Annotated in this window: 22 protein-coding genes; 12 read left to right on the top strand and 10 right to left on the bottom strand. The window is 67.0% G+C overall.

Translation table 11 applies throughout. The features are described from left to right. Positions 1-39 precede the first annotated feature (39 nt). Both ACEL92_RS12960 and katG read left to right on the top strand, forming a co-directional pair. Positions 40-480 (top strand): Fur family transcriptional regulator, encoded by a 441-nt coding sequence (locus ACEL92_RS12960; protein WP_374025928.1) that lies wholly within the window; start codon positions 40-42, stop codon positions 478-480. A 36-nt stretch (positions 481-516) separates the two neighbouring features. Beyond that, positions 517-2,757 (top strand): catalase/peroxidase HPI, encoded by a 2,241-nt coding sequence (gene katG, locus ACEL92_RS12965; RefSeq protein ID WP_374025929.1) that lies wholly within the window; start codon positions 517-519, stop codon positions 2,755-2,757. A gap of 118 nt (positions 2,758-2,875) precedes the next feature. Here katG and ACEL92_RS12970 read toward each other — a convergent pair whose 3' ends face one another. Further along, complete coding sequence (locus ACEL92_RS12970) at positions 2,876-3,682, bottom strand: DUF1906 domain-containing protein (RefSeq protein WP_374025930.1); 807 nt, start codon at positions 3,680-3,682, stop codon at positions 2,876-2,878. A 557-nt stretch (positions 3,683-4,239) separates the two neighbouring features. Between ACEL92_RS12970 and ACEL92_RS12975 the strand changes: the two genes are divergently transcribed. Genes ACEL92_RS12975 through ACEL92_RS12985 form a run of 3 tightly spaced genes read left to right on the top strand, consistent with a single transcriptional unit; the run spans position 4,240 to position 7,317 of the window. Beyond that, positions 4,240-5,502 (top strand): glycosyltransferase family 4 protein, encoded by a 1,263-nt coding sequence (locus ACEL92_RS12975; protein ID WP_374025931.1) that lies wholly within the window; start codon positions 4,240-4,242, stop codon positions 5,500-5,502. Then, a complete protein-coding gene (locus tag ACEL92_RS12980; RefSeq protein WP_374025932.1) occupies positions 5,496-6,254 on the top strand; it encodes a class I SAM-dependent methyltransferase in 759 nt (252 codons plus the stop codon). Before ACEL92_RS12975 ends, ACEL92_RS12980 begins: the two co-directional genes overlap by 7 nt. Beyond that, on the top strand, positions 6,241-7,317 hold the full coding sequence (locus tag ACEL92_RS12985) for a prenyltransferase (protein ID WP_374025933.1): 1,077 nt from the start codon (positions 6,241-6,243) through the stop codon (positions 7,315-7,317). The genes ACEL92_RS12980 and ACEL92_RS12985 overlap by 14 nt, the downstream gene beginning before the upstream one ends. A 1-nt stretch (position 7,318) precedes the next feature. Here ACEL92_RS12985 and ACEL92_RS12990 read toward each other — a convergent pair whose 3' ends face one another. Then, entirely contained in the window at positions 7,319-7,981 is a 663-nt protein-coding gene (locus ACEL92_RS12990) for a class I SAM-dependent methyltransferase (RefSeq protein ID WP_374025934.1), read from the bottom strand. 102 nt (positions 7,982-8,083) lie between these two features. On the opposite strand from ACEL92_RS12990, the gene ACEL92_RS12995 reads away from it, so the two are divergent. Continuing rightward, a complete protein-coding gene (locus ACEL92_RS12995) occupies positions 8,084-8,755 on the top strand; it encodes a cutinase family protein (RefSeq protein ID WP_374025935.1) in 672 nt (223 codons plus the stop codon). A gap of 266 nt (positions 8,756-9,021) precedes the next feature. Here ACEL92_RS12995 and ACEL92_RS13000 read toward each other — a convergent pair whose 3' ends face one another. Then, positions 9,022-9,228 (bottom strand): hypothetical protein, encoded by a 207-nt coding sequence (locus ACEL92_RS13000; RefSeq protein ID WP_374025936.1) that lies wholly within the window; start codon positions 9,226-9,228, stop codon positions 9,022-9,024. A gap of 259 nt (positions 9,229-9,487) precedes the next feature. Between ACEL92_RS13000 and ACEL92_RS13005 the strand changes: the two genes are divergently transcribed. Next, positions 9,488-10,336: a 1,3-beta-glucanase gene (locus tag ACEL92_RS13005; protein ID WP_374025937.1), complete on the top strand. Its 849-nt coding sequence runs from the start codon at positions 9,488-9,490 to the stop codon at positions 10,334-10,336. Between the two features lie 6 nt (positions 10,337-10,342). Here the strand turns inward: ACEL92_RS13005 and ACEL92_RS13010 are convergent, their stop codons facing one another. Then, positions 10,343-11,188: a class I SAM-dependent methyltransferase gene (locus ACEL92_RS13010; RefSeq protein WP_374025938.1), complete on the bottom strand. Its 846-nt coding sequence runs from the start codon at positions 11,186-11,188 to the stop codon at positions 10,343-10,345. A gap of 29 nt (positions 11,189-11,217) precedes the next feature. After that, the gene (locus ACEL92_RS13015) at positions 11,218-11,556 is read right to left on the bottom strand and encodes a hypothetical protein (RefSeq protein WP_374025939.1); all 339 of its coding nucleotides are present in this window, start codon (positions 11,554-11,556) and stop codon (positions 11,218-11,220) included. Positions 11,557-11,563: 7 nt separating this feature from the next. On the opposite strand from ACEL92_RS13015, the gene ACEL92_RS13020 reads away from it, so the two are divergent. The 3 genes from ACEL92_RS13020 (at position 11,564) to ACEL92_RS13030 (ending at position 13,417) form a co-directional block, all read left to right on the top strand. Then, positions 11,564-11,743 carry a hypothetical protein gene (locus ACEL92_RS13020; protein WP_374025940.1) on the top strand — a complete coding sequence of 60 codons (180 nt, stop codon included), beginning with the start codon at positions 11,564-11,566 and terminating at the stop codon, positions 11,741-11,743. Between the two features lie 201 nt (positions 11,744-11,944). Then, positions 11,945-12,955 carry an NADP-dependent oxidoreductase gene (locus ACEL92_RS13025; RefSeq protein WP_374025941.1) on the top strand — a complete coding sequence of 337 codons (1,011 nt, stop codon included), beginning with the start codon at positions 11,945-11,947 and terminating at the stop codon, positions 12,953-12,955. A 207-nt stretch (positions 12,956-13,162) separates the two neighbouring features. Next, positions 13,163-13,417: a hypothetical protein gene (locus ACEL92_RS13030; RefSeq protein WP_374025942.1), complete on the top strand. Its 255-nt coding sequence runs from the start codon at positions 13,163-13,165 to the stop codon at positions 13,415-13,417. Positions 13,418-13,484: 67 nt separating this feature from the next. Here ACEL92_RS13030 and ACEL92_RS13035 read toward each other — a convergent pair whose 3' ends face one another. The 4 genes from ACEL92_RS13035 to ACEL92_RS13050 all read right to left on the bottom strand — a co-directional run bounded on the left by ACEL92_RS13035 (position 13,485) and on the right by ACEL92_RS13050 (position 16,860). Beyond that, complete coding sequence (locus tag ACEL92_RS13035; protein ID WP_374025943.1) at positions 13,485-14,939, bottom strand: aldehyde dehydrogenase; 1,455 nt, start codon at positions 14,937-14,939, stop codon at positions 13,485-13,487. Between the two features lie 147 nt (positions 14,940-15,086). Beyond that, positions 15,087-15,497 carry a VOC family protein gene (locus ACEL92_RS13040; RefSeq protein WP_374025944.1) on the bottom strand — a complete coding sequence of 137 codons (411 nt, stop codon included), beginning with the start codon at positions 15,495-15,497 and terminating at the stop codon, positions 15,087-15,089. 4 nt (positions 15,498-15,501) lie between these two features. Further along, entirely contained in the window at positions 15,502-15,948 is a 447-nt protein-coding gene (locus ACEL92_RS13045) for a helix-turn-helix transcriptional regulator (protein ID WP_374025945.1), read from the bottom strand. Positions 15,949-15,957: 9 nt separating this feature from the next. Further along, on the bottom strand, positions 15,958-16,860 hold the full coding sequence (locus tag ACEL92_RS13050) for an NAD-dependent epimerase/dehydratase family protein (RefSeq protein WP_374025946.1): 903 nt from the start codon (positions 16,858-16,860) through the stop codon (positions 15,958-15,960). 89 nt (positions 16,861-16,949) lie between these two features. On the opposite strand from ACEL92_RS13050, the gene ACEL92_RS13055 reads away from it, so the two are divergent. Together ACEL92_RS13055 and ACEL92_RS13060 are read left to right on the top strand one after the other, a co-directional pair. Further along, complete coding sequence (locus ACEL92_RS13055; RefSeq protein ID WP_374025947.1) at positions 16,950-18,635, top strand: ATP-binding protein; 1,686 nt, start codon at positions 16,950-16,952, stop codon at positions 18,633-18,635. Next, positions 18,617-19,300 carry a response regulator gene (locus tag ACEL92_RS13060; RefSeq protein WP_374025948.1) on the top strand — a complete coding sequence of 228 codons (684 nt, stop codon included), beginning with the start codon at positions 18,617-18,619 and terminating at the stop codon, positions 19,298-19,300. The genes ACEL92_RS13055 and ACEL92_RS13060 overlap by 19 nt, the downstream gene beginning before the upstream one ends. On the opposite strand, the gene ACEL92_RS13065 is transcribed toward ACEL92_RS13060, so the two are convergent. After that, positions 19,228-22,302, bottom strand: a complete 3,075-nt coding sequence (locus tag ACEL92_RS13065) for an RND family transporter (protein ID WP_374025949.1) — start codon at positions 22,300-22,302, stop codon at positions 19,228-19,230. The two genes, ACEL92_RS13060 and ACEL92_RS13065, sit on opposite strands and share 73 nt — an antisense overlap. Between the last annotated feature and the right edge of the window lie 105 nt (positions 22,303-22,407).

A 22,407-nucleotide genomic window follows, 5' to 3' on the forward strand; every position in this document is an offset into this window, starting at 1 on the left:
GTCTTGACTCGTTCCAGATAAGTGCGTCATATTGGTGCGGTGTCATCGACGGCCGATTACGCGGAACGACTGCGCATGGCCGATCTCCGGGTGACCCGGCCCAGGATCGCGGTGCTCGAGGCGGTGGACGCCCATCCGCATTCCGACACCGAGACGATCTTCTCCGCGGTCCGCATGGGCCTGCCCGAGGTGTCCCGCCAGGCGGTATACGACGTCCTGAACGCGCTGAGCACGGTCGGATTGGTGCGCAGGATCCAGCCCTCGGGGTCGGTGGCCCGCTACGAGTCCCGCGTCGGCGACAACCACCACCACGTGGTGTGCCGCGTTTGCGGCGTGATCGCCGACGTCGACTGCGCGGTCGGTGAGGCGCCCTGCCTCAGCCCATCCGACGCCAATGACGTTCTGGATGGCTTCGTCCTGGACGAGGCCGAGGTCATCTACTGGGGCGTGTGCCCCAGCTGTTCGACCGCAGATTCCTAACGATCGCAGCCCAATCACCCCTAAGAAAGGAATGCTGTGTCATCCGATATCTCCCAAAGCAGGCCGCCCCACGAGGACAGCAAGACGGCCAGCGCCAGCGAGAGCGAAAACCCCGCAATCCCCTCCCCCAAGCCGAAATCGAATGCGCCGCTGACCAACCGGGACTGGTGGCCGGATCAGGTCGACCCGTCGAAGCTGCAGCCGCACAATCCGAAATCGACCCCCTATGGCGAAGACTGGAACTACGCCGAAGAGTTCGCCAAGCTCGACGTCGAGGCGCTGAAGCGCGACGTGATCTCGGTGATGACCACCTCCCAGGACTGGTGGCCCGCCGACTACGGCCACTACGGCGGCCTATTCATCCGGATGAGCTGGCACGCCGCGGGGACCTACCGCATCTTCGACGGCCGCGGCGGTGGCGGCCAGGGCATGCAGCGGTTCGCCCCACTCAACAGCTGGCCCGACAACGTCAGCCTGGACAAGGCCCGCCGGCTGCTGTGGCCGGTCAAGAAGAAGTACGGCAACAAGATCTCCTGGGCCGACCTGATCATCTTCGCCGGTAACTGCGCCCTGGAGTCGATGGGCTTCAAGACCTTCGGCTTCGCCTTCGGCCGCGAGGACGTCTGGGAACCAGAGGAGATCCTCTGGGGCGAGGAGGACACCTGGCTGGGCACCGACAAGCGGTACTCCGGCGAGCGGGACCTCGCCCAGCCCTATGGGGCGACCACGATGGGTCTGATCTACGTCAATCCTGAAGGCCCCGAGGGCAAGCCGGATCCCATCGCGGCGGCCATCGACATCCGCGAGACGTTCGGCCGCATGGCGATGAACGACGAGGAGACCGCGGCGCTCATCGTCGGCGGCCACAGCTTCGGCAAGACGCACGGCGCGGGTCCCGGCGACCTGGTCGGTCCCGAGCCGGAGGCCGCCCCGATCGAACAGCAGGGACTGGGCTGGAAGAGCTCGTATGGCACCGGCGTGGGCAAGGACGCCATCACCAGCGGCCTCGAGGTGGTGTGGACGCCGACGCCGACCAAGTGGGACAACACCTTCCTGGAGACGCTGTACGGCTACGAATGGGAGCTGACCAAGAGCCCCGGCGATGCCTGGCAATTCGTCGCCAAGGACGGCGCCGGTGCAGGAACCATCCCCGACCCCTTCGGTGGGCCGGGACGCGCTCCGACGATGCTGGTCACCGACATCTCGATGCGGGAGTCCCCGATCTACCGGGACATCACGCGCCGTTGGCTGGACCATCCCGAAGAGCTGACCGAGGCGTTCGCCAAGGCCTGGTACAAGCTGCTGCATCGCGACATGGGACCGATCAGCCGCTACCTCGGGCCGTGGGTTCCCGAACCGCAGCTTTGGCAGGACCCGGTTCCGCGCGTCGACCACGAGTTGGTGGACGACAATGACGTCGCGGCCCTGAAGAGCAAGGTTCTCGAGTCGGGCCTGTCGGTTCCCCAGCTGGTCAAGACCGCCTGGTCGGCAGCCGGCAGCTACCGCAACACGGACAAGCGGGGCGGCGCCAACGGCGCCCGCCTGCGTTTGGAGCCGCAGCGGAACTGGGAGTGCAACGAACCCTCGGAGCTCGACCAGGTGTTGCCCGTGCTGGAAAAGATCCAGCAGGAGTTCAACGGCTCGGCCTCGGGCGGCAAGAAGATCTCGTTGGCCGACCTGATCGTGCTGGCGGGGTCCGCGGCGGTCGAGAAGGCGGCCAAGGATGCCGGCTACGAGATCTCCGTGCACTTCGCGCCGGGACGCACCGACGCCTCCCAGGAGAACACCGATGTGGAGTCGTTCGCGGTGCTCGAACCGCGGGCCGACGGCTTCCGCAACTACATCCGGCCGGGTGAGAAGGCTCCGTTGGAACACCTGCTGATCGAGCGGGCGTACCTACTGGGCGTGACCGCGCCGGAGATGACGGTGCTCATCGGCGGCCTGCGTGCCCTCGGCGCCAACCACGGCGGCACCAAGCACGGGGTGTTCACCGACCGGACCGGCGCGTTGACCAACGACTTCTTCGTCAACCTGCTCGACATGGGCACGGAGTGGAAGCCGTCGGAGACCGCCGAGAACGTCTACGAGGGCCGCGACCGGGCCTCGGGGGCGGTCAAGTGGACGGCGACTGCGAATGACCTTGTGTTCGGGTCGAATTCGGTGTTGCGCGGGCTGGCCGAGGTTTACGCCCAGGATGACAACCAGGGGAAGTTCGTGGAGGACTTCGTCGCGGCGTGGGTCAAGGTCATGAACAGCGACCGGTTCGATCTGAAGTAAGATCGGGATTTCAAGCGGCGCCCCGCGGGCCAGCGGCTCGCGGGGCGCCGTGCTTCAAACAGAAACCTGCACGGTGCGTACGCGTAGGCCGCGATCAGCCATCAGCCGCCCGCGCGGCTCACCGATCCAGGCTCCACTGGCCGTAGTCGGCGGCCAACACCTCGTCGATGTCCACGTTGATGCCGCCGAGAAGCGGGCTGGGGTTGGCCGGGCTGTTGACCACGGACTGATAGAGCACCGCCGCGGGTTCGCGCGCGCCGTGCGACCACGACTTCGTCTGCCACGCCCATCGGTGCCCGGGCGTGGTCGAGTTGCCGACGACGCCGTCTCGGATCGCCCAGCCGCACGCGTTGGCATGCCCGTAGATGCCGGTGCGGCCTACGCCCAGTGCGGAGTTGATGCCCCGAAACCATTGCACCGCAATGCTGTTCCAGGTGTTCTCGTCGATGTCGTCGTCGACGCTGAAGAATATCGGTGCCGACGCCGGGCCCCCGGCCGCGGCGTGCAACCGTTGCGCCGTCTGGGCATCGGCCACCCCGCCGTCATGGCCGCGGGTGTAGTCCGACGGGTCCGGCCAGCCGGGTTTGCCGTATTGGAAATTGCTGACGATCTGCAAGCCGGCGGCTCGCAGCGCGTCCGCGTACTCGCGGGTGATCGGCTTCGCCTCGAAATTCGCGCCCGGCCGAGACTCCGAAACGTAATTCACCACCCCGGCATAGCCCGCCGATTTGATGTCGTCCGGGGAAATCCTGCGCTCGGCGAAATCGATCAGCCGGATGTCGGCGGCGAATGCCGTTGGCGCGACGGAGTTGGCGGCCGACGTCACGAAACTGAGAAAAGCCGGCGCGATGGCGAGTTTGAGGACGTCGCGTCGCGACGCCGATCGCCGCCCGCGGCATTCGCCTGATGCGGCCGAACCCTGCACCGCGCGATGGTAACAAACAGCTCAGCACCGGTGTCCGGCTTGGATCAACCGGGGCGCTGCGCCACGGCGGTCGGCGCTTCGGCCGCTCCGGCGGCCGACCGGCGGGTACGGAAAGACGCACTCCCCGCTCCGGCGCATTTGCCGTCACGTGCGCGTGCGAACCCCTGGTCGGCGGGATGGGGGTGGATCCGCACCGCCGGTGCGAGCGCACGCGAGTCGGCGACCTGCCCGGCAAAACCCGGCCTTGACGTCGGGGTTATGCCCCAGCCCGGCGGCGCCGACCGCCCCGGCGACCCGCCGCACAACCGGTCGCACAGCTCGGTGGGCCGAACGGTTCAACCCGCTCTCGTACCAGGGTGGCATGATCTTTGGGTGCCGGATTTCCGTGAGACCGTTTACGCGGCATGCGGTGATGTCCGAGCTCGTTGCGCTCGATTAGGCGATCGAACTATAGTCTGGACACATGTCCAGTTTGCTGTCACGGAGTTCGGGAGTCCGTTGACCGCGATGGATTCGGCGCTATTCCGCGGTCATTCACCAGCAAAGAAGAGTTGAGTATGCGAATTGCCCTGCTGTCCTACCGTAGTAAAACCCATTGCGGCGGACAGGGCGTATACGTGCGCCATCTCAGCCACGGGCTGGTGGAACTCGGACACGACGTCGAGGTGTTCTCCGGCCAGCCCTACCCCGACCTGCTCGACCCGCGGGTGCGGCTGACCAAGGTGCCCAGCCTGGACCTCTATCGCGAGCCCGATCCGTTCCGCGTGCCGCGGCCCAGCGAGATTCGCGACTCGATCGACCTGTTGGAACTGCTCACCACGTGGACCGCGGGGTTCCCGGAACCGAAGACGTTCACCATGCGCGCGGCTCGGTTGCTGGCGGCCCGCACCGGCGATTTCGACGTCGTCCACGACAACCAGAGCCTGGGCACCGGACTCCTCACGATCGCGGGCGCGGGCCTGCCGGTGGTGGCCACGGTGCACCACCCCATCACCCGTGACCGCGTGCTCGACCTGGCCGCCGCGCGGTGGTGGCGAAAACCGTTGGTGCAGCGATGGTATGGATTCCTCGACATGCAGCAGCAGGTGGCGCGCGAGATTCCCGACCTGCTGACGGTCTCCTCCTCGTCGGCCGCGGACATCGTTAGCGACTTCGGCGTCTCCCCAGAGCAGCTGCACGTCGTGCCGCTGGGCGTGAACACCGAGCTGTTCAAGCCCGGGTCGCCCCGGCGGGCCGGACGGATCATCGCGATCGCCAGCGCCGACACCCCGCTGAAAGGTGTGCGCACCTTGCTGCACGCGGTGGCCCGGCTGCGCATGAGCAGGGATCTCGAGCTGCGCCTCGTCGCCAAGGTGGAGCCCAACGGTCCCACCCATAAACTCATCGCCGAGCTCGGCATCTCCGACATCGTCCACATCACCAGTGGGCTCTCCGACGGCGAGCTCGCGGCCCTGTTCGCTTCGGCCGAAGTCGCCTGCATTCCGTCGCTCTACGAAGGGTTTTCGCTACCCGCGGTCGAGGCCATGGCCAGTGGGACGCCGATCGTGGCCAGCCGGGTGGGCGCGCTGCCCGAAGTGCTGGGTACCGACGGCGCGTGTGCCGAGCTGGTGCCGCCCGCCGACGTCGACGCGCTGACCCGCGCGCTCGGGGATCTGCTGGATTCGCCGGAGAAGCGGCGGAGCCTGGGCACGGCGGGGCGCACCCGTGCGGTCAACGTCTTCAGCTGGGAGGCCGTGGCGGCTCAAACGGTTCGAGTGTATGAGCGCGCGATCGCCCGTACCGCCGCTTCGCCGGCGGCCGAGGGAGAAGCCCGATGCTGACGGTGGATTTCGACCGGCTGCGGATCGGGCCGGCCACCAAGGTGATCGACGTCGGTTGCGGGGCCGGCCGGCACGCCTTCGAGGCGTATCGGCGCGGCGCCGACGTGGTCGCGTTCGACCGGGACGAGGCCGAATTGCGTTCGGTGGACACGATTTTGCGCGCGATGGCGGAAACCGGTGAGGCGCCCGTCGGGGCGTCGGCGAAGGTGGTGGTCGGTGACGCGCTGAAGTTGCCGTACGCCGACGAGACGTTCGACTGCGTGATCGCGTCCGAAATCCTGGAGCACATCCCGCGCGACGACGACGCCATCGCCGAACTGATCCGGGTGCTCAAGGTGGGCGGCACCTTGGCGGTCAGTGTGCCGCGTTGGCTTCCGGAGCGGGTGTGTTGGTTGCTGTCCGACGAATACCACAGCAACGAGGGCGGTCACGTGCGCATCTACCGCGCCAATGAATTGCGCGCCAAGATCCTCGACGGCGGGATGGAAATGACGCACGCCCACTACGCGCATGCGTTGCACTCCCCCTTCTGGTGGTTGAAATGCGCCGTTGGAGTGTCGAACACCGAGCACCGAGCGGTGTCCGCCTACCACAAGCTCCTGGTGTGGGACCTGATGCGGCGACCGAAGATCACCCAGCTGGCCGAATCGCTGCTCAATCCGCTGGTCGGCAAGAGCGTGGCCATGTACTTCGTCAAGCACCCGGCGGCCGAAAGCCGGGCGACGGTCGGATATTCAGTTGCGTCGGTCTAATCCACCCTCGGTCGCGGGCGTCCTTTCCGCCGAGCAATGCCGTCAAACCGCCATGTCCATCGCGGCCGTCCAGGAACCGTCGGGAGCCATTCCGTGGTCCGAGGGCGGCCATACCGACCCGTGGGACCACGTCGAGTGCGCGATGGCGCTCACCGCCGCCGGCCTGCTGGAGCCGGCGCGCGCCGCGTTCGACTGGAGCCGCCGGACCCAGCGGGCCGACGGCTCCTGGCCGATCCAGCTCCGCGCCGGTGTCGTCGAAGACGGCAACAGCGACAGCAACTTCTGCGCCTACATCGCCACCGGTGTGTGGCACCACGTGCTCGTCACCGGTGACCGGCGCTTCGCCGCTCGGATGTGGCCGGTGGTGTGCAAGGCGATCGACTTCGTCATCGACTTGCAGGTCGGGTATGGCGAGATCTGTTGGGCCCGAAGCGAAGCCGGCCCGCTGCCGGAAGCGCTGCTGACCGGTTGCGCGAGCGTGTTTCACAGCATCAGATGCGCCCTGGCGCTCGCCGCCCTGGTTGGCGAGCCGCAGCCGGAGTGGGAACTGGCGCTGGGCCGGCTCGCCCATGCGATAGCCGCACACCCCGAGGCCTTCACCGAGAAGGATCGCTACTCGATGGACTGGTACTACCCCATCCTCGGCAGCGCGCTGCGCGGACCCGAGGCGGCCGCGAGAATCCAACAGCGGTGGGACGACTTCGTGGTCGGCGGGCTTGGCATTCGCTGCGTCGCCGACCGGCCATGGGTGACCGGCGCGGAGACGTGCGAGTTGGTGATGGCGCTGGACGCCATCGGTCAGCGGTCGGCCGCCCATCGGCAGTTCGGCGCGATGCAGCATCTCCGTGAGGGGGACGGCTCGTACTGGACCGGATTGGTGTTCGCGGACGGGAAGCGGTGGCCCGAGGAGCGCACCACGTGGACGGGCGCGGCGATGATCCTGGCCGCGGACGCGCTGTCGAACACCACCGCGGGCGCCGGGATCTTCCGCGGTGAGGGTCTACCGATGGGCCTGCAGACGGACTTCGACTGCGAATGCGTTGCCACCGGCCCCGGCTGGTGACTTAGACCAGCGCGCCCGATTCACCGCTGACGCGTTCGAGCACCCTCAGGGATCCGGTCGCCGCGACCTCCCGGAACTGACCGGAATCGATGGCCCGGCAGTAGATGTAGTACGGGGGCCGCCCCCCGTCCCGGGGATCCGGGAACACGTCATGGATGGCGAGCGCCCCACCGACGGCGACCCACTTCGCCCAGCCGTCGAAATCCTGGTTCGCCGCGGCCTCGCTGTGGCCGCCGTCGATGAACAGGAACCGCAGCGGCGTTTGCCATCCGGCGGCCACGACCGGCGACTTGCCGACGATGGCGACGACGTGGTCGTCCAGCCCCGCGGCGTCGAGCGTGCGGCGGAACGTCGGCAGGGTGTCGAACAAACCCGTGACCTCGTCGACCAGCGAGGCGTCGTGGTACTCCCAGCCGGCCTGGTGTTCCTCGGAGCCGTGGTGGTGGTCGACGGTGTAGAGCACGCTTGCGGTTCGTTGCGCGGCCGCACCGAGCAACAGCGTGGATTTGCCGCAATACGTGCCGATCTCGACCCCGATGCCGCCGCCGAGATACCGCAGCGCGGCGTCGTAGAGCGCGCGCCCCTCGTCGGCCGGCAGGAAACCCGGCACCTGCTCCGCCAATGCAAACAGGCGCTCGGTTGAACCGACGTCGGTGCGACTCACACCGAAGAACCTATCGGTCCCCGGCCACGGCCGATCGGGGTGGTCCGTCGGCGGCCGGCACATTGACCAGCGGCCGAGTCGGGATCGCTCTACGATCATGCTGTGTTCGCCCGCAAACTCGGTGACATCGGCCTGGCGGCGGTTCTGACCGCGGCCGCGCTGGCGCTGCCCGCGGTGCTGCCATCGCCCACGATTCCTCACGCGGCGGCCGCCAACTGTCCCCCGGTGCAGGTCGTGTTCGCCCGCGGCCGACTGGAATCGCCGGGGCCGGGAGCGCTGGGCAACGCGTTCATCAGCGCGCTGCGGTCCAAGGTCAACAAGACCATCGGTGTCTATGCCGTCAACTACCCCGCCGACACCGAGGTCGCTCAGGGCGCCAACGACATGAGCCGCCACGTTCAGGACATGATCACCGATTGCCCGAACACCCGGCTGGTGCTGGGCGGCTACTCGCTCGGCGCCGCGGTGACCGACGTGGTGCTCGCCGCGCCGATCGGCGCGTTCGGCTTCGACAGCCCCCTCCCGCCGGGAGCCGACCAGCACATTGCCGCCGTGGCGTTGTTCGGCAACGGCAGCCAGTGGGTGGGCCCGATCACCAACTTCAGCCCGGTCTACAACGACCGGACCATCGAGCTGTGCCACGGCGCCGATCCGATCTGCAACCCGGCGGACCCGAACACCTGGAAGGCCAACTGGCCCCAACACCTGGCCGGGGCGTACATCGATGCCGGAATGGCCAACCAGGCCGCCGACTTCGTCGCCGGCAAGCTCTGATCCGTTAGGCGACACACCGGCGCGCGGCCGGTGTGCGGGGCGGAACCAATTGTTGCCCATCGCTTCTCGCGACCGACTCGGCTTCGGTACCCGGAAAAGGCGGCGGCCGGAATGCCAAAAAACCACGGACGTGGCGGGCTCGAGCCGACCCGATAGGTCGGGCTTCGGGACACGGGCAGTTATCGGCTCGTTTTGCGGGACGATTAGCACCGGCGCGTGAGTAAAGTCTGCACAGCACTATTCGCGCAATTTGCGCCCGGGAATTCTCAGGCCGGGGTGTTTGTGCTCGAGTACATCTTGAAGTCGCGGACGAGCGGGACGACCTCGCCGCCGGACACCGCGGCGCGCTGACGGGCGCGGAAAGCGGGATGGCGGCGCATCGCCTCCCGGCGCTCGCGTTCGTGGCGCTGGGCCGCGGCCCATCGCGGGTGGGACTGAAGGAAAATAACCGTCGCTCCCGGTGTATTAGCCACGATCGTTAACTCCTCTCAGCGCAACCCGCAAAAAGCTCTACGACTTGTGGTTATCGGCTTGTGATCCCAGAATGCCCGGACGATCCTGAGACCAAACCACCCACAAAGTTGAGAATTAGCCATGAATTCTGACTAATCCTTCAGCCGCTTCACGCCGCCGTCCGCGCTGGCCCGCCGGCGATTCGAAACGTTAGCGGCAGCCACCGACAACAATTCCCGCTTCGGCCCGAGGGCGCGCGGCTGCTATGGTCCCTTGCGTATGCCCAAGATGGATCGCCGCCGCATGATGTTGACAACCGGGATCGGCGTGCTGGCAGCCGCGCTGCCTGCGCCGGAAGCCCGGGCCCGCCCCTCGGGGCAGGGCCTGTCGGCGGATCGTCCGCCGGCTCCCGAGGCGCCCAGCGGCCAAACCGGCACCTACATTTTCCAAGACGAATTCGACGGCCCCGCCGGCTCGGCGCCCGACGCCTCGAAGTGGACGGTGGCCAAGGCCCGCGAGACGATCAAAGACCCGACGTACTGGGAGCAGCCCGAGCGCATCGGGCAGTACCGTGACGATCGCCGCAATGTCTTCGTCGACGGCAACTCCAACCTGGTGCTCCGGGCGGCCAAGGACGGACCCACCTACTACAGCGGCAAGGTTCAAAGCCTCTGGCGGGGCGGCGTCGGCCACACCTGGGAGGCCCGCATCAAGCTCAACTGCCTGACCGCGGGCGCTTGGCCGGCCTACTGGCTGGGCAACGACGACCAGGGCGAGATCGACGTCATGGAGTGGTACGGCAACGGCAGCTGGCCCTCGGCCACCACGGTCCACGCCAAAGCCAACGGTGGAGAGTGGAAGACCCACAACATCGCGATGGACGGCGGGTGGCACACCTGGCGCACCCAGTGGGACGACACGGGCATCCGGTTCTGGAAGGACTACGCCGACGGCGCGCAGCCCTACTTCGACGTGCCGGCCAGTTCCCTGCCCGATTGGCCGTTCAACGGGCCCGGCTACACGGTCTACCCGGTGTTCAACCTGGCGGTGGCGGGTTCCGGTGGCGGCGATCCCGGGCCGGGGACCTATCCCGCCGACATGCTTGTCGACTGGATCCGCGTCTGGTAACCGCGCTCAGCGCGTGAGCAGGGCGGTGGCACTCCACACCCTGCGGCCCGGGTGCCGTGGGTTCGGCTGGGGCAGCCAGGTGAGTGGGCGCATCCACACCGGCAGGCGATGGAGCCGGTGAGCGGCGAGATAGAGCGCCTGCACGTCGACGGTGCGCCAGCCCAGGTTTTCGAAGTACGCCAACCCGTCCTCGGGTGCAAACTTGAACGGCGCGTTCTGCAGCATGCCGGCCATCTTCTTGTTCATCATCTTCTTGAGTCCGGGGCCGGCGAAGTCGAGCATCCACCACCTGACCTCGGGTCGCGTGATCGCCGCTGAAAGCGCGACGACGTCGCTGTCCTCCAGGTACATCAACAGGCCCTCAGTCAGCACCAGCGCCTTGGTTGCGCCGGCCAGGGCCTCGTCGAGGAAGCCCTCGCGGGCCGCGGGGTCGGCCAGGTCGACGGCCATGCGGGTCAGCCGGCACCGCGGCGTCTCGTCGGCCAGCAGTTGCGTCTTCTCCGCGAGGAGTTTCGGCAGGTCCGCTTCGACCCAGGTGAAGTCGGCCGGGAGGTCGAGTCGGTAGGGGCGCGTGTCCAGGCCGGCGGCCAGGTTCAGCACCCGGTCACAACCGGCGGCGATCGCTTCGGCGACGGCGTCGTCGATGATCTTGGTGCGCGCAACGAGCCACCAGCCGTTGCGGGTGGACCGCGGCACGTTGGCGACGATCTCACGGCCGTGTTCGCCCGCCAGGCGCTCGGCCAGCGGGTCGCTGAAAAGCGCGTCCGGGCGCGCGGTTTCGGTCGCCCGGTGCAGCGCGGTCCAGCGGGCGGTGTCGGAAACGTGGGTGATCGTGTGTCTGGGGGCCGACATATGTGGGTTATAGCAGCAGCCGCGCCGGCCTATTGACCGGCCTTGCCTCCCGCGAACCACGCTTCCGACACCGTCCGGGTTTGGGGCGGCGGCAGGCCTGCCTCCCCCGTGCTGAGCTGACCGAGCTTGACGGTCCACGCCGCCGAGGAGCGGTCGATGCAGCTCCCGGCGCCCTGGCTGGGCAGCCACAGCACGGACAGGTTTGCGTGCGGGTCGCCGCACCAGTACACGCCCTCATAGCCGTCGGCGCGCCAGCCCCAGGCCCCGCCGTTGCGGAGCCGGCAACGGGTGCCGTCGTCGAGCGTCAGCGCGAACGGGTCCGGCGTTGCCGGCGCGGTCACGGGTCCAAGCGGGCGGTCATACGTCACGCGATGCATGCTCCTGTCCCAGGGGTTGTCCACGCACAACAGCGATCCGGGCGTCGAGGGCCAACAGGTGCCGGCACCGGCCGCGCTCGGCGAGCAGGAGTACACGTTGTCGGCCACCGCCGACGGCGACGGGGTGCTGCAGTCGCTGGCCTGGCCAACGTTGCCCGGCCCGGACGCGACCTGGTAACCGTTTATCGGTTCGCCATCGGGGCCAACCGCCACGACGGTGATCTGCTGGGTGGGCGGCGGGTCCCCGTCGGCCGACCAGGGCGGCGATAGGGCCGCGACCGTGAGCGCGGTGATAGGGACAGCGACTATTCGCGACATCACGTTCACCGCGCAAAACCCTTCGTTCGGGCGGCCCCTTGTTGAAGAGTACGGTGCGCCTATGGCCGATCGAAACCGTCGTTTCCTGCTTCGCGAACGCCCCACCGGCCGCATCGGCCCCGACACATTCGAACTGAGCGAAGAGGCGATCCCCGAGCTCGGCGACGGCGAGGCGCTGGTGCGCGTCGACTGGATTTCGCTCGACCCGACCAACCGCACGTGGATCAACGACACCCCGACCTACCTCCCCCCCGTCGGGATCGGTGAGGTCATGCGCGCCGCCGGGATAGGCGAGGTGGTCGCGTCCAAGAGCCCTACCTACGCGGTCGGGCAGCAGGTGCAGGGCCTGCTCGGCTGGCAGGAGTACGCGGTCCTCACGGACACGTCGATGGTGAACCCGGTGGACGTGGCACCCGGTATCGCGCCGAGCGCCTACCTGGGCGCGCTCGGGATGACCGGGCTGACCGCGTGGGTCGGGATCCGCGACATCGGCAAGCCCAGGCCCGGTGAGACCGTCGTCGTCTCGGCCGCGGCCGGCGCGGTCGGTTCGGTCGCGGGGCAACTCGCCAAGGCGGCCGGCGCTCGTGTCGTCGGGATCGCCGGAGGCCCCGAGAAGTGCGCGCTGCTCACCGACCGGCTGGGCTTCGACGCGGCGGTCGACCACCGCGCCGACGATTGGGCCGCCCAGCTGGCTGCGGCGACGCCCAACGGCATCGACGTCGACTTCGAGAACGTCGGCGGCGTCCTGATGGACGCCATCTTCGCGCGCCTCAACATCGGCGCCCGCGTCGCGCTCTGCGGCCTGATCTCCGGCTACAACGCGGAAGATCCCCCACCGGGTCCGCGCGCATTCGGGAACCTGCTCATCCAGCGCGCCACGGTGCAGGGCTTCATCGTCCTCGACCACTTCGGGCGCGCGCCGGAAGCGATCGGCGAGATCGCCGGCCTGATCGAGTCGGGAAAGCTCACGCTGCTCGAGACCGTCGTCGAGGGGTTCGAGCAGCTGCCGACGGCGATCAACATGCTGTTCGACGGCAAGAACGTCGGCAAGCTGGTGGTCAAGATCGGCTGATCGGCCGAATTCCAGGAGGGCGTAGCTCGGCGCCCTGAGACTACGCGGTGCCACCCGACATCGTCTTTTACCGCGACATTTCGGGTGACGCCATGCCTTCGTCCCCTTCGTGGTGGGACAACGTTGGGATCGGTAGCCCGTGCCGCGGTTTGTACTTGGCGCAACGACGACGCCAATCCGGCGGCGCCACACGAAAGGAAGTCAAAAATGAAGATCGTCCCGGCCAGCATCGAAGACCAGATCAATGGGGTCGATCGGCAGCACAGCCTGTACATCGGGCTCAGCACCGGCGCGGTCGCGCTGTGGAGCGCGTACCGGCTGATCTGGGCCCTCTACATCGGGATGACGTTCGGCTGGCTGTTCGGGTCGATGGTCTTCCAGTTGGTGCTGTGGGGCGTGATCGGCGCCGTCTCGGCGCTGGCTGCCTTCGCGTTCCTGACCCGCTACGCCAAGGGATCATGAACGCGGCCCTGAGCTGACGAAAGCCCCGAATCCGGTTGCGATTCGGGGCTTTCCGCGTCAGGGGGCGTCAGAGCTGGGCCCAGACCGACTTCGTCTTCAGGTATATCTCGATGCCCTCGCGGCCGAATTCGTGTCCCCAGCCGGATTGCTTGTGACCGCCGAAGGGCACGTCGTGGTCGAACACCAACTGGCAGTTCACCTGGACGCTGCCCGCTTGCAGCCGCTTGACGATCCGGTGGGCGCGGCCGACGTTCTCGGTCCAGGCGGTGGCGGCCAGGCCGTAAGCGGTGTCGTTGGCCATCGCCACCGCTTCGTCTTCGTCGTCGAAGGGCAGGATGCTGACCACCGGACCGAAGATCTCCTGTTGGTAGAGCCGCATCGCGGGGTCGACGTTGGTCAGCACCGTCGGGTGAACGAAGTAGCCCTTGCGGTCGAGGCGGTGGCCGCCGGTGACGACCTCGACGCCGTCGCGCTTGCCCTCCTCGATGAAGCCCATGACACGGGTGAGCTGCTTCTGGCTGATCAGCGGACCGCTGACGCAGCCCTCCTCGCTCGGGGCGCCGAGCTTGAACGTATTTGCCATCGTGGCAATGCCTTCCACCACCCGGTCGTAGACGCCGCGCTGCGCGAAGATTCGGGAACCGCATACGCAGCCCTGTCCGGAGTGCACGAAGATGCCCAGCGACGCCATCAGGATGGCCTTGTCCAGGTCCGCGTCGTCGAAGATCAGCACCGGCGACTTTCCGCCGAGTTCGAGCGTCACCTTCTTCAAATTGCCCGCCGACGCCCGCACGATCTCCTTGCCGACTTCGGTCGACCCGGTGAAGGCGACCTTCTCGACGCCCGCATGCGCCGTGATCGCCGCACCCGCGGTGTGGCCGTAACCGGTCAGCAGGTTGACCACGCCCTCGGGCACGCCCGCCTCATGGACCAGCCTGTCGAGCAAGAGCGCCGACAAGGGCGTTTCCTCGGCGGGCTTGACGAGCATGCTGCAGCCCGCGGCCAGCGCGGGCGCCAGCTTCGCGCTCGCGTTGAAGATCGGGCCGTTCCACGGAAAGATCAGCCCGACCACGCCGTACGGCTCCTTCAGCGTGTAGGCGTGCATGTCGACGAAGGCGTCCGTCGCGATGCCGTCGGTCTTCACGTCGTACGCGACGCCGTTGATCTTGGAACACCAGCCGGCGTAGTACCGGAAGAATTCCGAGCAGGTGGACATCTGCAACTGCGCCTGTAGCAACGGCATGCCGGTGTTGAGCGAGTCGAGCCGGGCGAAGTCTTCGGCGTGTTCGTCGATCAAGTCCGCGATGCGCCACATGATCTTCGCGCGTTCGCGGCCCGGGAGTTGAGACCAGACGCCCGACTCGAAGGAATCCCTGGCCCGCCCGACGGCGTCATCGACCGCCGCCTCGCCGCAGTCGGTGAATTCGGTGATCGTCTCCTCCGTGGCCGGGTCGATGACCGTGATGACCTCCCCCTTTCCCGGCCGTTTGCGGATGTCATCCAATACCGTCTGCAGCGTCATCTGATCCCTTCCGTGTCGCGGGGGCCATCCGGCCCGAACCCCCCAATGCTGAGCACTTGCTTAGCACTGACGGCGCGGCGCGGTCAAGGCTGCGTTCACGGCTCAGTCCGCCCCGGCGGCCCGAAAAAACGGTCAGTATCCGACTGCCTAGGGCAGCTGTTGGATGCGGATCAGGTTGCCGGCGGGGTCCCGGACCGCGCAGTCACGCAGTCCATAGGGCTGGTCCGTCGGCTCTTGGACGATGTCGACGTCATCGGCCTGCAACCGCTCGAAGGTGCGGTCGAGATCTTTGGTGGCCAACAGCAACGTGGCGTAGCTGCCCTTGGCCATCATCTCGGCGATGGTGCGCCGCTCCTCGTCGGTGATGCCCGGGTTGGCCGCCGGCGGGTTGAGGACGATCGAGGTATCGGGCTGGTTCGGCGGGCCCACGGTGATCCAGCGCATCTTGCCCTTTCCGACATCGAGGCGAACCTCGAAGCCGAGCGTGTCGCGATAGAACGCGAGCGAGGATTCGGGGTCGTCGTGCGGCAGGAAGCTCGAGTGAATCGTGATGTCCATGGGGTCAGGCTAGGTGCGGCCCGGTGACCGGTGCTTCTCGATTCCTGATCGGTCTGGTCACCTGCTTGGCCATGCACGGCGGCATTCCGGCCAGCGCGTCCACCGCCTGGCGGCGGTAGGTGCTCGGCGGCACCCCGACCAATTCCGTGAAGCGCGTACTGAAGGTGCCCAACGAGGAGCAACCGACGGCGAAGCACACCTCGGTGACGCTCAAGTCGCCACGGCGCAGCAGCGCCATCGCGCGCTCGATGCGCCGGGTCATCAGATAGGAGTAGGGCGACTCGCCGTAAGCACGGCGGAACTCGCGACTGAGGTGGCCGGCGGACATGTGCACCTCGCGGGCGAGCGCCTCCACGTCGAGAGGTCGCGCGTACTCCCGATCGATCCGGTCACGCACGCGTCTGAGCAGCGCGAGCGTGCGCAGCCGCGCCTGATCGCATCCTGGGCCCATTCGTACGCCCTACGCGCCGAACAACTCCGGGTGGAACTTGGCGGCCATGCGGCGCAGCCCGTCACGCCAGTCGACCGTCGTGCCGCCGATCAGTTCGTGCATCCGTTCGCTGGCTGTGGGATTGCCGCGCAGCGCCTGCGCGCTCACCTCGAAAACCGGCTCCTTGCCGACCAGTGAACCGAGATACCCACACCACTCCTGGATGCTGACCGTCTGGTCGCCGCACCAGTTGACCGTTGTGGCCGGAACCGACGCCACCTCGAGCAACTTCGGGATGGTCGCGATGATGTCGTCCTCGTGAATCGGGTTGTACGGGGCCGATTCACCCGGTGGAACTGGGATCGGGATGCCCGCCAGCATCATCTCCATGTGATAGAACGGCCACCCGCCGTTGTCGCCATAGGGGACATTGAGCCGGGCGATGGTGGTGGGAACCCCAAGAACCCGTGCCACCGACCGGGCGACTACCTCCCCGGCGATCTTCGAGATCGAATACGTGGGAAAGAGGCACTTGTGGTTGTCGCCCAGCGCGGCGCTTTCGGTACGGGGCTGGTCATCCGGCGGGTCGTATACGGCCGCGGACGAACAGTGCAGAAAGGCCTTCGCGCCGCGGCAGTGCGCCATCAGCAGCCCGACCGATTCCGCGTTGGCCGCGAGATCCTTATCCCAGTTGCCGCTCTTGGCCACCGCCAGGTTGAGGACGTATTCGAAATCGCTTGGGAGAGCGCTGAAGTCGCCGGCCGCCAAGTTGACCGTCTGGCAATGAACGCCCGCTTTCTCCAGGCCCTCGCGCGCGGCGGGATCGGTGAAGCGTGCGATGCCCCACACCTCATTGTCGGCCGCGAGCGCCCGCGCAATGGGGGTTGCGATTTGTCCGGTCGGGCCGGTGATCAGGATCTTCGAACCGCGCATGCGCTGATGGTAGGCCCACGGCGGCGCGCGCGGACAGACCCTACCGCGGTTTCGCGCATTCTGCTCACGAAGCGCGGTAGGGTCTCCCCATGGCCGCAAGGGGCCGCATCGACCTGCGACTCGCCACGCAGATAGTCGTGTTGCAACTCGTCATCGTGACGCTGACGTTGGTCGTCGCTTTCGGGCTTTTCGCTCTGTTCAACCGCCAGCGTCTGGACAGCCAATTCCACCTGCACGCCATAGACATCGCGCGGGTCGTCGCCTCATCCCCCACGGTGGTCACCAACATCGCTCGCTACGACAGTGCCCCGTTGGAGCCGACCCCGGAACTGGTCGACGAACTTGCCACGGGCCCGATCCAGGGCGTGGCGTCACGGGTCCAACTACGCACCCACGTGATGTTCGTCGTCATCGCGAACGCACAGGGCATCAGAGTCGCGGATCCCCAACGCGACAGATTGGGTCGTCGTATCAGCGCCGACATCGCGGCACCGTTGGCCGGACGGGAGCTGACATCGCATGACGACACGGTTCTCGGGCGAGCGATCGTTGCGAAAGTCCCGGTGTTCTACCCGGGTTCCAATCGGGTGTTGGGGGTGGTCATCGTCGGCCTCTCCACACACGTATTCGATGAGCAGTTTTCGAAGAACCTGCGCGTAATGGCCGGGATCGCGGGAGTTCTCCTGTTGCTGAGTGTGGCTGGCTCACTTGCCCTCTCCCGCAGATGGCACGGGCAGACGCTGGGACTGCGGCCCGCCGAGATCGCGGAGCTGGTGCGCACCCAGGCCGCCGTGTTGCAGGGCATCGGCGAAGGTGTGCTGGCGGTCGACACGTCCGGAAACACGACGTTCGTCAATGACGAGGCGTGCCGGCTGCTCGAGATCGCCAACGAAATGGGCCGGCCCGTCGACCAGATCGGCCTGACCCCGCGGGTGCTCGACGTGCTCGAAACAGCGGATTCGACCCCCACATTGGCCACCGTGGGCGAGCGCATCGTGGTGGTGTCGGCGCGGCCGGTGTCGCGTGAGGGGCGGGCACTGGGAACCGTTCTGGTGGTGCGGGACCGCACCGATGTCGAATCGTTGACGCGACAGCTGGACGCGGTGCAGGTGATGAGCACGGTGCTGCGCGCGCAGCGCCACGAGTTCGCCAACCGGCTGCACCTGCTGAACGGGCTGCTGCAAGCCGGTCATGTGGAAGAGGGTTTGCAATATCTGGGAGAAGTTCTCGGGTCGGGTCCGCTGGGATCCGCGCTGCCGGGAATCGACACCATCCGCGACGCCTATCTGCAGGCATTCCTGGCAGCCAAGGGCGCGGCCGCACGCGAGGCGGGGGTCACCCTGAAGATCGGCGAGAACACCTGGGTCTCCGGCCGGCTCGTGCTGCCCGTCGACGTCACCACGGTGGTGGGCAACCTGCTCGACAATGCCATCGACGCGGCCCGCACGGGTGACAACCGGGCTAAAGAGGTGGAAGTCGAACTGCTGCAAGAGGGTACGACGCTGCATGTCACCGTGGCCGACAGCGGGAACGGTGTCGCGCCGGGCTTCGTCGACGATCTCTTCACCGAGGGCACTACGACCAAGCCGGACTCGGGAATACCGGGCGGCCGCGGAATCGGGCTCGCGCTGTCCCGTCAGATCAGTCGTGCGCTCGGCGGTGACCTTGTGTTGGGCAGCGCCGGCAACCCCGAATTGCGGCTGTCCGGCGCGGAATTCATCGCACGGTTGCCCGGGGTGATGGTAGAGGAGGAACAATGGGTGACGCAGACTTGACGGTGCTGGTGGTCGACGACGATTTCCGGGTGGCCAACCTGCATGCCGAGGTGGTCAACACGCTTCCGGGCTTCGCGGTGAACGGGACGGCGAACACGCTCGAGGCGGCGCGGAAAGCCGATCCCGTGGACCTGGCCCTTGTCGACGTCTACCTGCCCGACGGCTCGGGAATCGACTTCGTCCGCGAACGAGAAGGCGACAGCATGGTGCTGAGTGCGGCCACCGAAGCGGCGACGATCCGGGCCGCGATGTCCGCCGGGGCGGTCAGCTACCTCGTCAAGCCGTTCGTGCCCACCGAGCTGGCCGCGCGGTTGGCGGGTTACGCGCGCTACCGCAAGATCTTGTCCGCGCCGAATCTGACGTCCAGCGACGTGGACGCGGCCCTGGACGCGCTCCGCCCCAGGATCGCCCCCGTGCCCACTGCCACCGTCGCCGCGTCCTCCACCAAACAGCTTGTGCTGCAGGCACTGCGGGCGGCGCAGAAACCGATGTCCGCGGCGGAGGTTTCGGCGGCGATCGGCATCTCGAGGGCGACCGCGCAACGGTATCTGGCGGTGTTGGCCACCGCCCGCGACGTCACGGTCGGGCTGCGCTACGGCACGACCGGACGTCCCGAACAGGAATTCGCGGCGGTCAGCAAGCGGCCGCCCGGTTCCCCGCGCTGAGTTCCGGCGACCAAAGGACGGCGGCCCCGCTTACCCTGCGCGACCAGGGTGCGCCGCCGGTGGGCCGCGCAACGACCGACATTGGTGGTGGACGGCCGAGGCCGGGCAGCCTCGGTAATGTCGGCGCTGGACGCGACTTCGCGGGCCGGCGCGTGAGGAGCTCGAGTGGCGCGAATTTTCTTGGACGGCCACCAGTTGGCCTTCCCGACCATCGCCGCCATAGCCGGCACCGTCACGGTGCGAACGACAAAGGTGTCGATCAACAGGCCCATGCCGATGATGAGCCCGGTTTGCACCATGGTCGACAGGCTGCCGAACACCAGGCCGAACATCGAGGCGGCGAAGATAACGCCGGCCGAGGTGATGACGCCACCCGTGGAGCGGACGGCGCGGATTATGCCGGAACGAATGCCCGTGCGGGACTCTTCACGAATTCGCGTAATCAGCAACAGGTTATAGTCCGCCCCGACGGCCACCAGCACGATGAACGCCGTCGCCTGCACGTTCCATGACATCGCCTGATGCAACACGAACTGGAACAGAACGACTCCCAGCCCGACCGCCGATAGGTACGAGATCACGACGGACGCAATGAGATACAGCGGTGCCACGATCGCGCGGAGTAGGATGACCAGGATGGCGAAGACGATGAGCAAGGTCATGATGACGATCAGCCGGAAGTCGTCGTTGTAGTAGCTGCGCAGCGTGCTGTACATCGCGTTGAGTCCGACCATGGAGATCGATGCGTCAGCCAGTGCGGTGTTTGGCTGGGCGCCGCGCGCGGTGTCCAGGATCGATGAAACCTGGTCCATCGCGGCCGAACTGAAGGGGTCGAATGTCGTTTCGACCAAATAACGTACCGAATGGCCGTCGGGCGAGAAGAACAACTTCGCGGCGTTCTTGAATTGGTCCGAGGTGAGCACCTGGGACGGGATGTACATGCCCGACATCGAGGGCTGTGTGGCGTCGCGCTTCATCGACAGCAGCAGGTCGGCCGCCTGATTCATGCCGAGACCCATCTGCTTGACCTTGTCGACGAGTGTCCGCACACCGTCGGCCAGACGCCGGCTGCCATTGGCGAGCTGATCAGCCGCCGCCTGTATGCCCGCGATCTTGCGCTGCATCCCGGCGGCGTCTCCGCCCACCGTGCGTAGACCGTTGCTCGTGGTTGCCAGTAGCGCGGTGAGATTCTGCACCGTGGCCTGCGCCCCCTGTAGCGCCGGCTGTGCGGTCACACCGTCGAACATCGGCCCCGCCGCCGCGGCGACACTGTTGGCGAGTGCGGAGACCGACCCGTTCGTGAGCCCACGGACGTTGTCCAGCAGGTTCGCTGCGGCGGCCAGCTGCTGCTGCACCTGGCTCAGTGTCGCGGTGACGTTGGTCATCGGCCCACTGGCGCTGCGGATCTGGTCGCGCGCTTGCGCCAGGGCAGCGGCCAGTTGGTCCGCGCCGGTGGTCAGCGCGTCGAGGTCACTCGTCCTGTCGTTGATCTGGGTTGAGGCGTCTTCGAGCTTGCCGCCGACCTCCCCGGCTTGAAAACTGATCTTGGCCTGATCCAGAGGCCGGCCGTTTGGCCGCGTGATACCGCGCACCGCAGCGATGTTGGGGAGTTGAGACACCCGCTGAGCCATCTGATCCAGGTCGGCGAGCGCGCGCGACGTCCGCAAGTCATGCGGTGACCGAATGTAGATGTACTGCGGCAGCAGCATGCTCGTCGAGAAGTGCTCTGCCATGGTCGAAAAGCCGGTATTGCTCGGCGCCGACCGCGGCAGCTGCAGGCGGTCGTCGAAGGTGGGCCGCAGGAACGCCGCACAACCGGCCAGCGTGATCAACACCGCGAGACTCCCCAGCAGATGTGCTTTGGGCCGACGAACGAGCTGAACGGCGGAGCGCCGCCACAGCCGGCCGGTGAGCTCCGCCCGCGGCTTCACCCATCCGCGCCGGCCGGCGAGAAGGAGTATGGCGGGCAAAAGCGTTATCGCGGCAAGGAACGCGATCGCGATGGAGATCGCCAGCGCCGGACCGATGCTCGTGAACGCGGGTAGGCGGGCGAAGATCATGCCGAAAAAGGTGACGGCGACGGTGGCCGCCGACGCCGCGATCACCTCACCGATGGAGGTCAGTGCCTTTTGCACGGCCAGGTCGGAATCGATGCCGGACCGGAGATATTCGTGGTAGCGGCTGATCAGGAAGACGGCATAGTCGGTGCCTGCGCCGAAGATCATCGCCGTCATCAATGCGATTGTCATCGAGGACACCCCGAGTCCGAGCTGAACCAGCCCGGACACCAGGCCCTGGGTCGACGCGATCGAAACGCCAATGGTGATCAACGGCAGCAACACGGTCACCGGTCGCCGGTAGATCACCAGCAGGATGATCAGCACGAACAATGCGGTAACCATCTCGATCGTCTGCATGTCGTGAGCGGTGACGATCGCCAGGTCGCCGGCCATGGCACCCTGTCCCGTCACCTGTGCGGTCAGCGCCGTGCCCGCGGTGGAGCGTTTGGCGATCTCCGTGATCCGCTGGTAGGCCTGCGAAGATTCGGGAGACCCGACGGGCGCCCGCAGGATCACCGCCATGTAGAACGCCTTGTTGTCCGCGCTGACCATCAATGACCGCAGTGCGGGTGTGGCAACGATGTCCTGCACGGCGGCCACATCCTTGGTCTCGCCACGAAACGTCGCGGCCAGCTTGCGGTAGGCGTCCTCGTCCGCCGGTTGCAGGCCCCGGTTGTCGGTGAGGACGACGATGAGAATGTTCTGCCCGGATTCACCGAAATCCTTGGCCATCTGCTCGGTCGCGGCCATCGCCTTGGGCGGCAGCGGTTGTACGGTCTGGCCTTCGACCACCTTCGTCAGCGGCGGGAAGGCTACGCTCAGCACGGCTACCGCGGCGACCCAGGCGGCGATGATGAGCCAGGGCGCACGCGCGACGAATCGACCCAGCACCGAGAACACGCCGCGAGTCGAGGTGTCAGGGGCATCGGGGTTTGTGGTCATGGTGAACCCTTCATCGGTGTACCGCGTGTTGCTTGTCGAGACCGAACTTATGGAAGTGCTGGCACCCGTGTCGCGCTTGTCAGCGATAGTCGGATTTACCGACGA

The sequence above is a fragment of the Mycobacterium hainanense genome (genome assembly GCF_041890355.1).
Classification (GTDB): domain Bacteria; phylum Actinomycetota; class Actinomycetes; order Mycobacteriales; family Mycobacteriaceae; genus Mycobacterium; species Mycobacterium hainanense.

Bases quoted from the DNA above. Each gene is read 5' to 3' on its own strand.
- ACEL92_RS12975 (WP_374025931.1), top strand. From the start codon at position 4,240: ATGCGAATTGCCCTGCTGTCCTACCGTAGTAAAACCCATTGCGGCGGA.
- ACEL92_RS12980 (WP_374025932.1), top strand. From the start codon at position 5,496: ATGCTGACGGTGGATTTCGACCGGCTGCGGATCGGGCCGGCCACCAAG.
- ACEL92_RS13005 (WP_374025937.1), top strand. From the start codon at position 9,488: ATGCCCAAGATGGATCGCCGCCGCATGATGTTGACAACCGGGATCGGC.
- ACEL92_RS13010 (WP_374025938.1), bottom strand. From the start codon at position 11,188: ATGTCGGCCCCCAGACACACGATCACCCACGTTTCCGACACCGCCCGC.
- ACEL92_RS13020 (WP_374025940.1), top strand. From the start codon at position 11,564: ATGCTCCTGTCCCAGGGGTTGTCCACGCACAACAGCGATCCGGGCGTC.
- ACEL92_RS13025 (WP_374025941.1), top strand. From the start codon at position 11,945: ATGGCCGATCGAAACCGTCGTTTCCTGCTTCGCGAACGCCCCACCGGC.
- ACEL92_RS13030 (WP_374025942.1), top strand. From the start codon at position 13,163: ATGAAGATCGTCCCGGCCAGCATCGAAGACCAGATCAATGGGGTCGAT.
- ACEL92_RS13035 (WP_374025943.1), bottom strand. From the start codon at position 14,939: ATGACGCTGCAGACGGTATTGGATGACATCCGCAAACGGCCGGGAAAG.
- ACEL92_RS13040 (WP_374025944.1), bottom strand. From the start codon at position 15,497: ATGGACATCACGATTCACTCGAGCTTCCTGCCGCACGACGACCCCGAA.
- ACEL92_RS13045 (WP_374025945.1), bottom strand. From the start codon at position 15,948: ATGGGCCCAGGATGCGATCAGGCGCGGCTGCGCACGCTCGCGCTGCTC.
- ACEL92_RS13050 (WP_374025946.1), bottom strand. From the start codon at position 16,860: ATGCGCGGTTCGAAGATCCTGATCACCGGCCCGACCGGACAAATCGCA.
- ACEL92_RS13055 (WP_374025947.1), top strand. From the start codon at position 16,950: ATGGCCGCAAGGGGCCGCATCGACCTGCGACTCGCCACGCAGATAGTC.
- ACEL92_RS13060 (WP_374025948.1), top strand. From the start codon at position 18,617: ATGGGTGACGCAGACTTGACGGTGCTGGTGGTCGACGACGATTTCCGG.
- ACEL92_RS13065 (WP_374025949.1), bottom strand. From the start codon at position 22,302: ATGACCACAAACCCCGATGCCCCTGACACCTCGACTCGCGGCGTGTTC.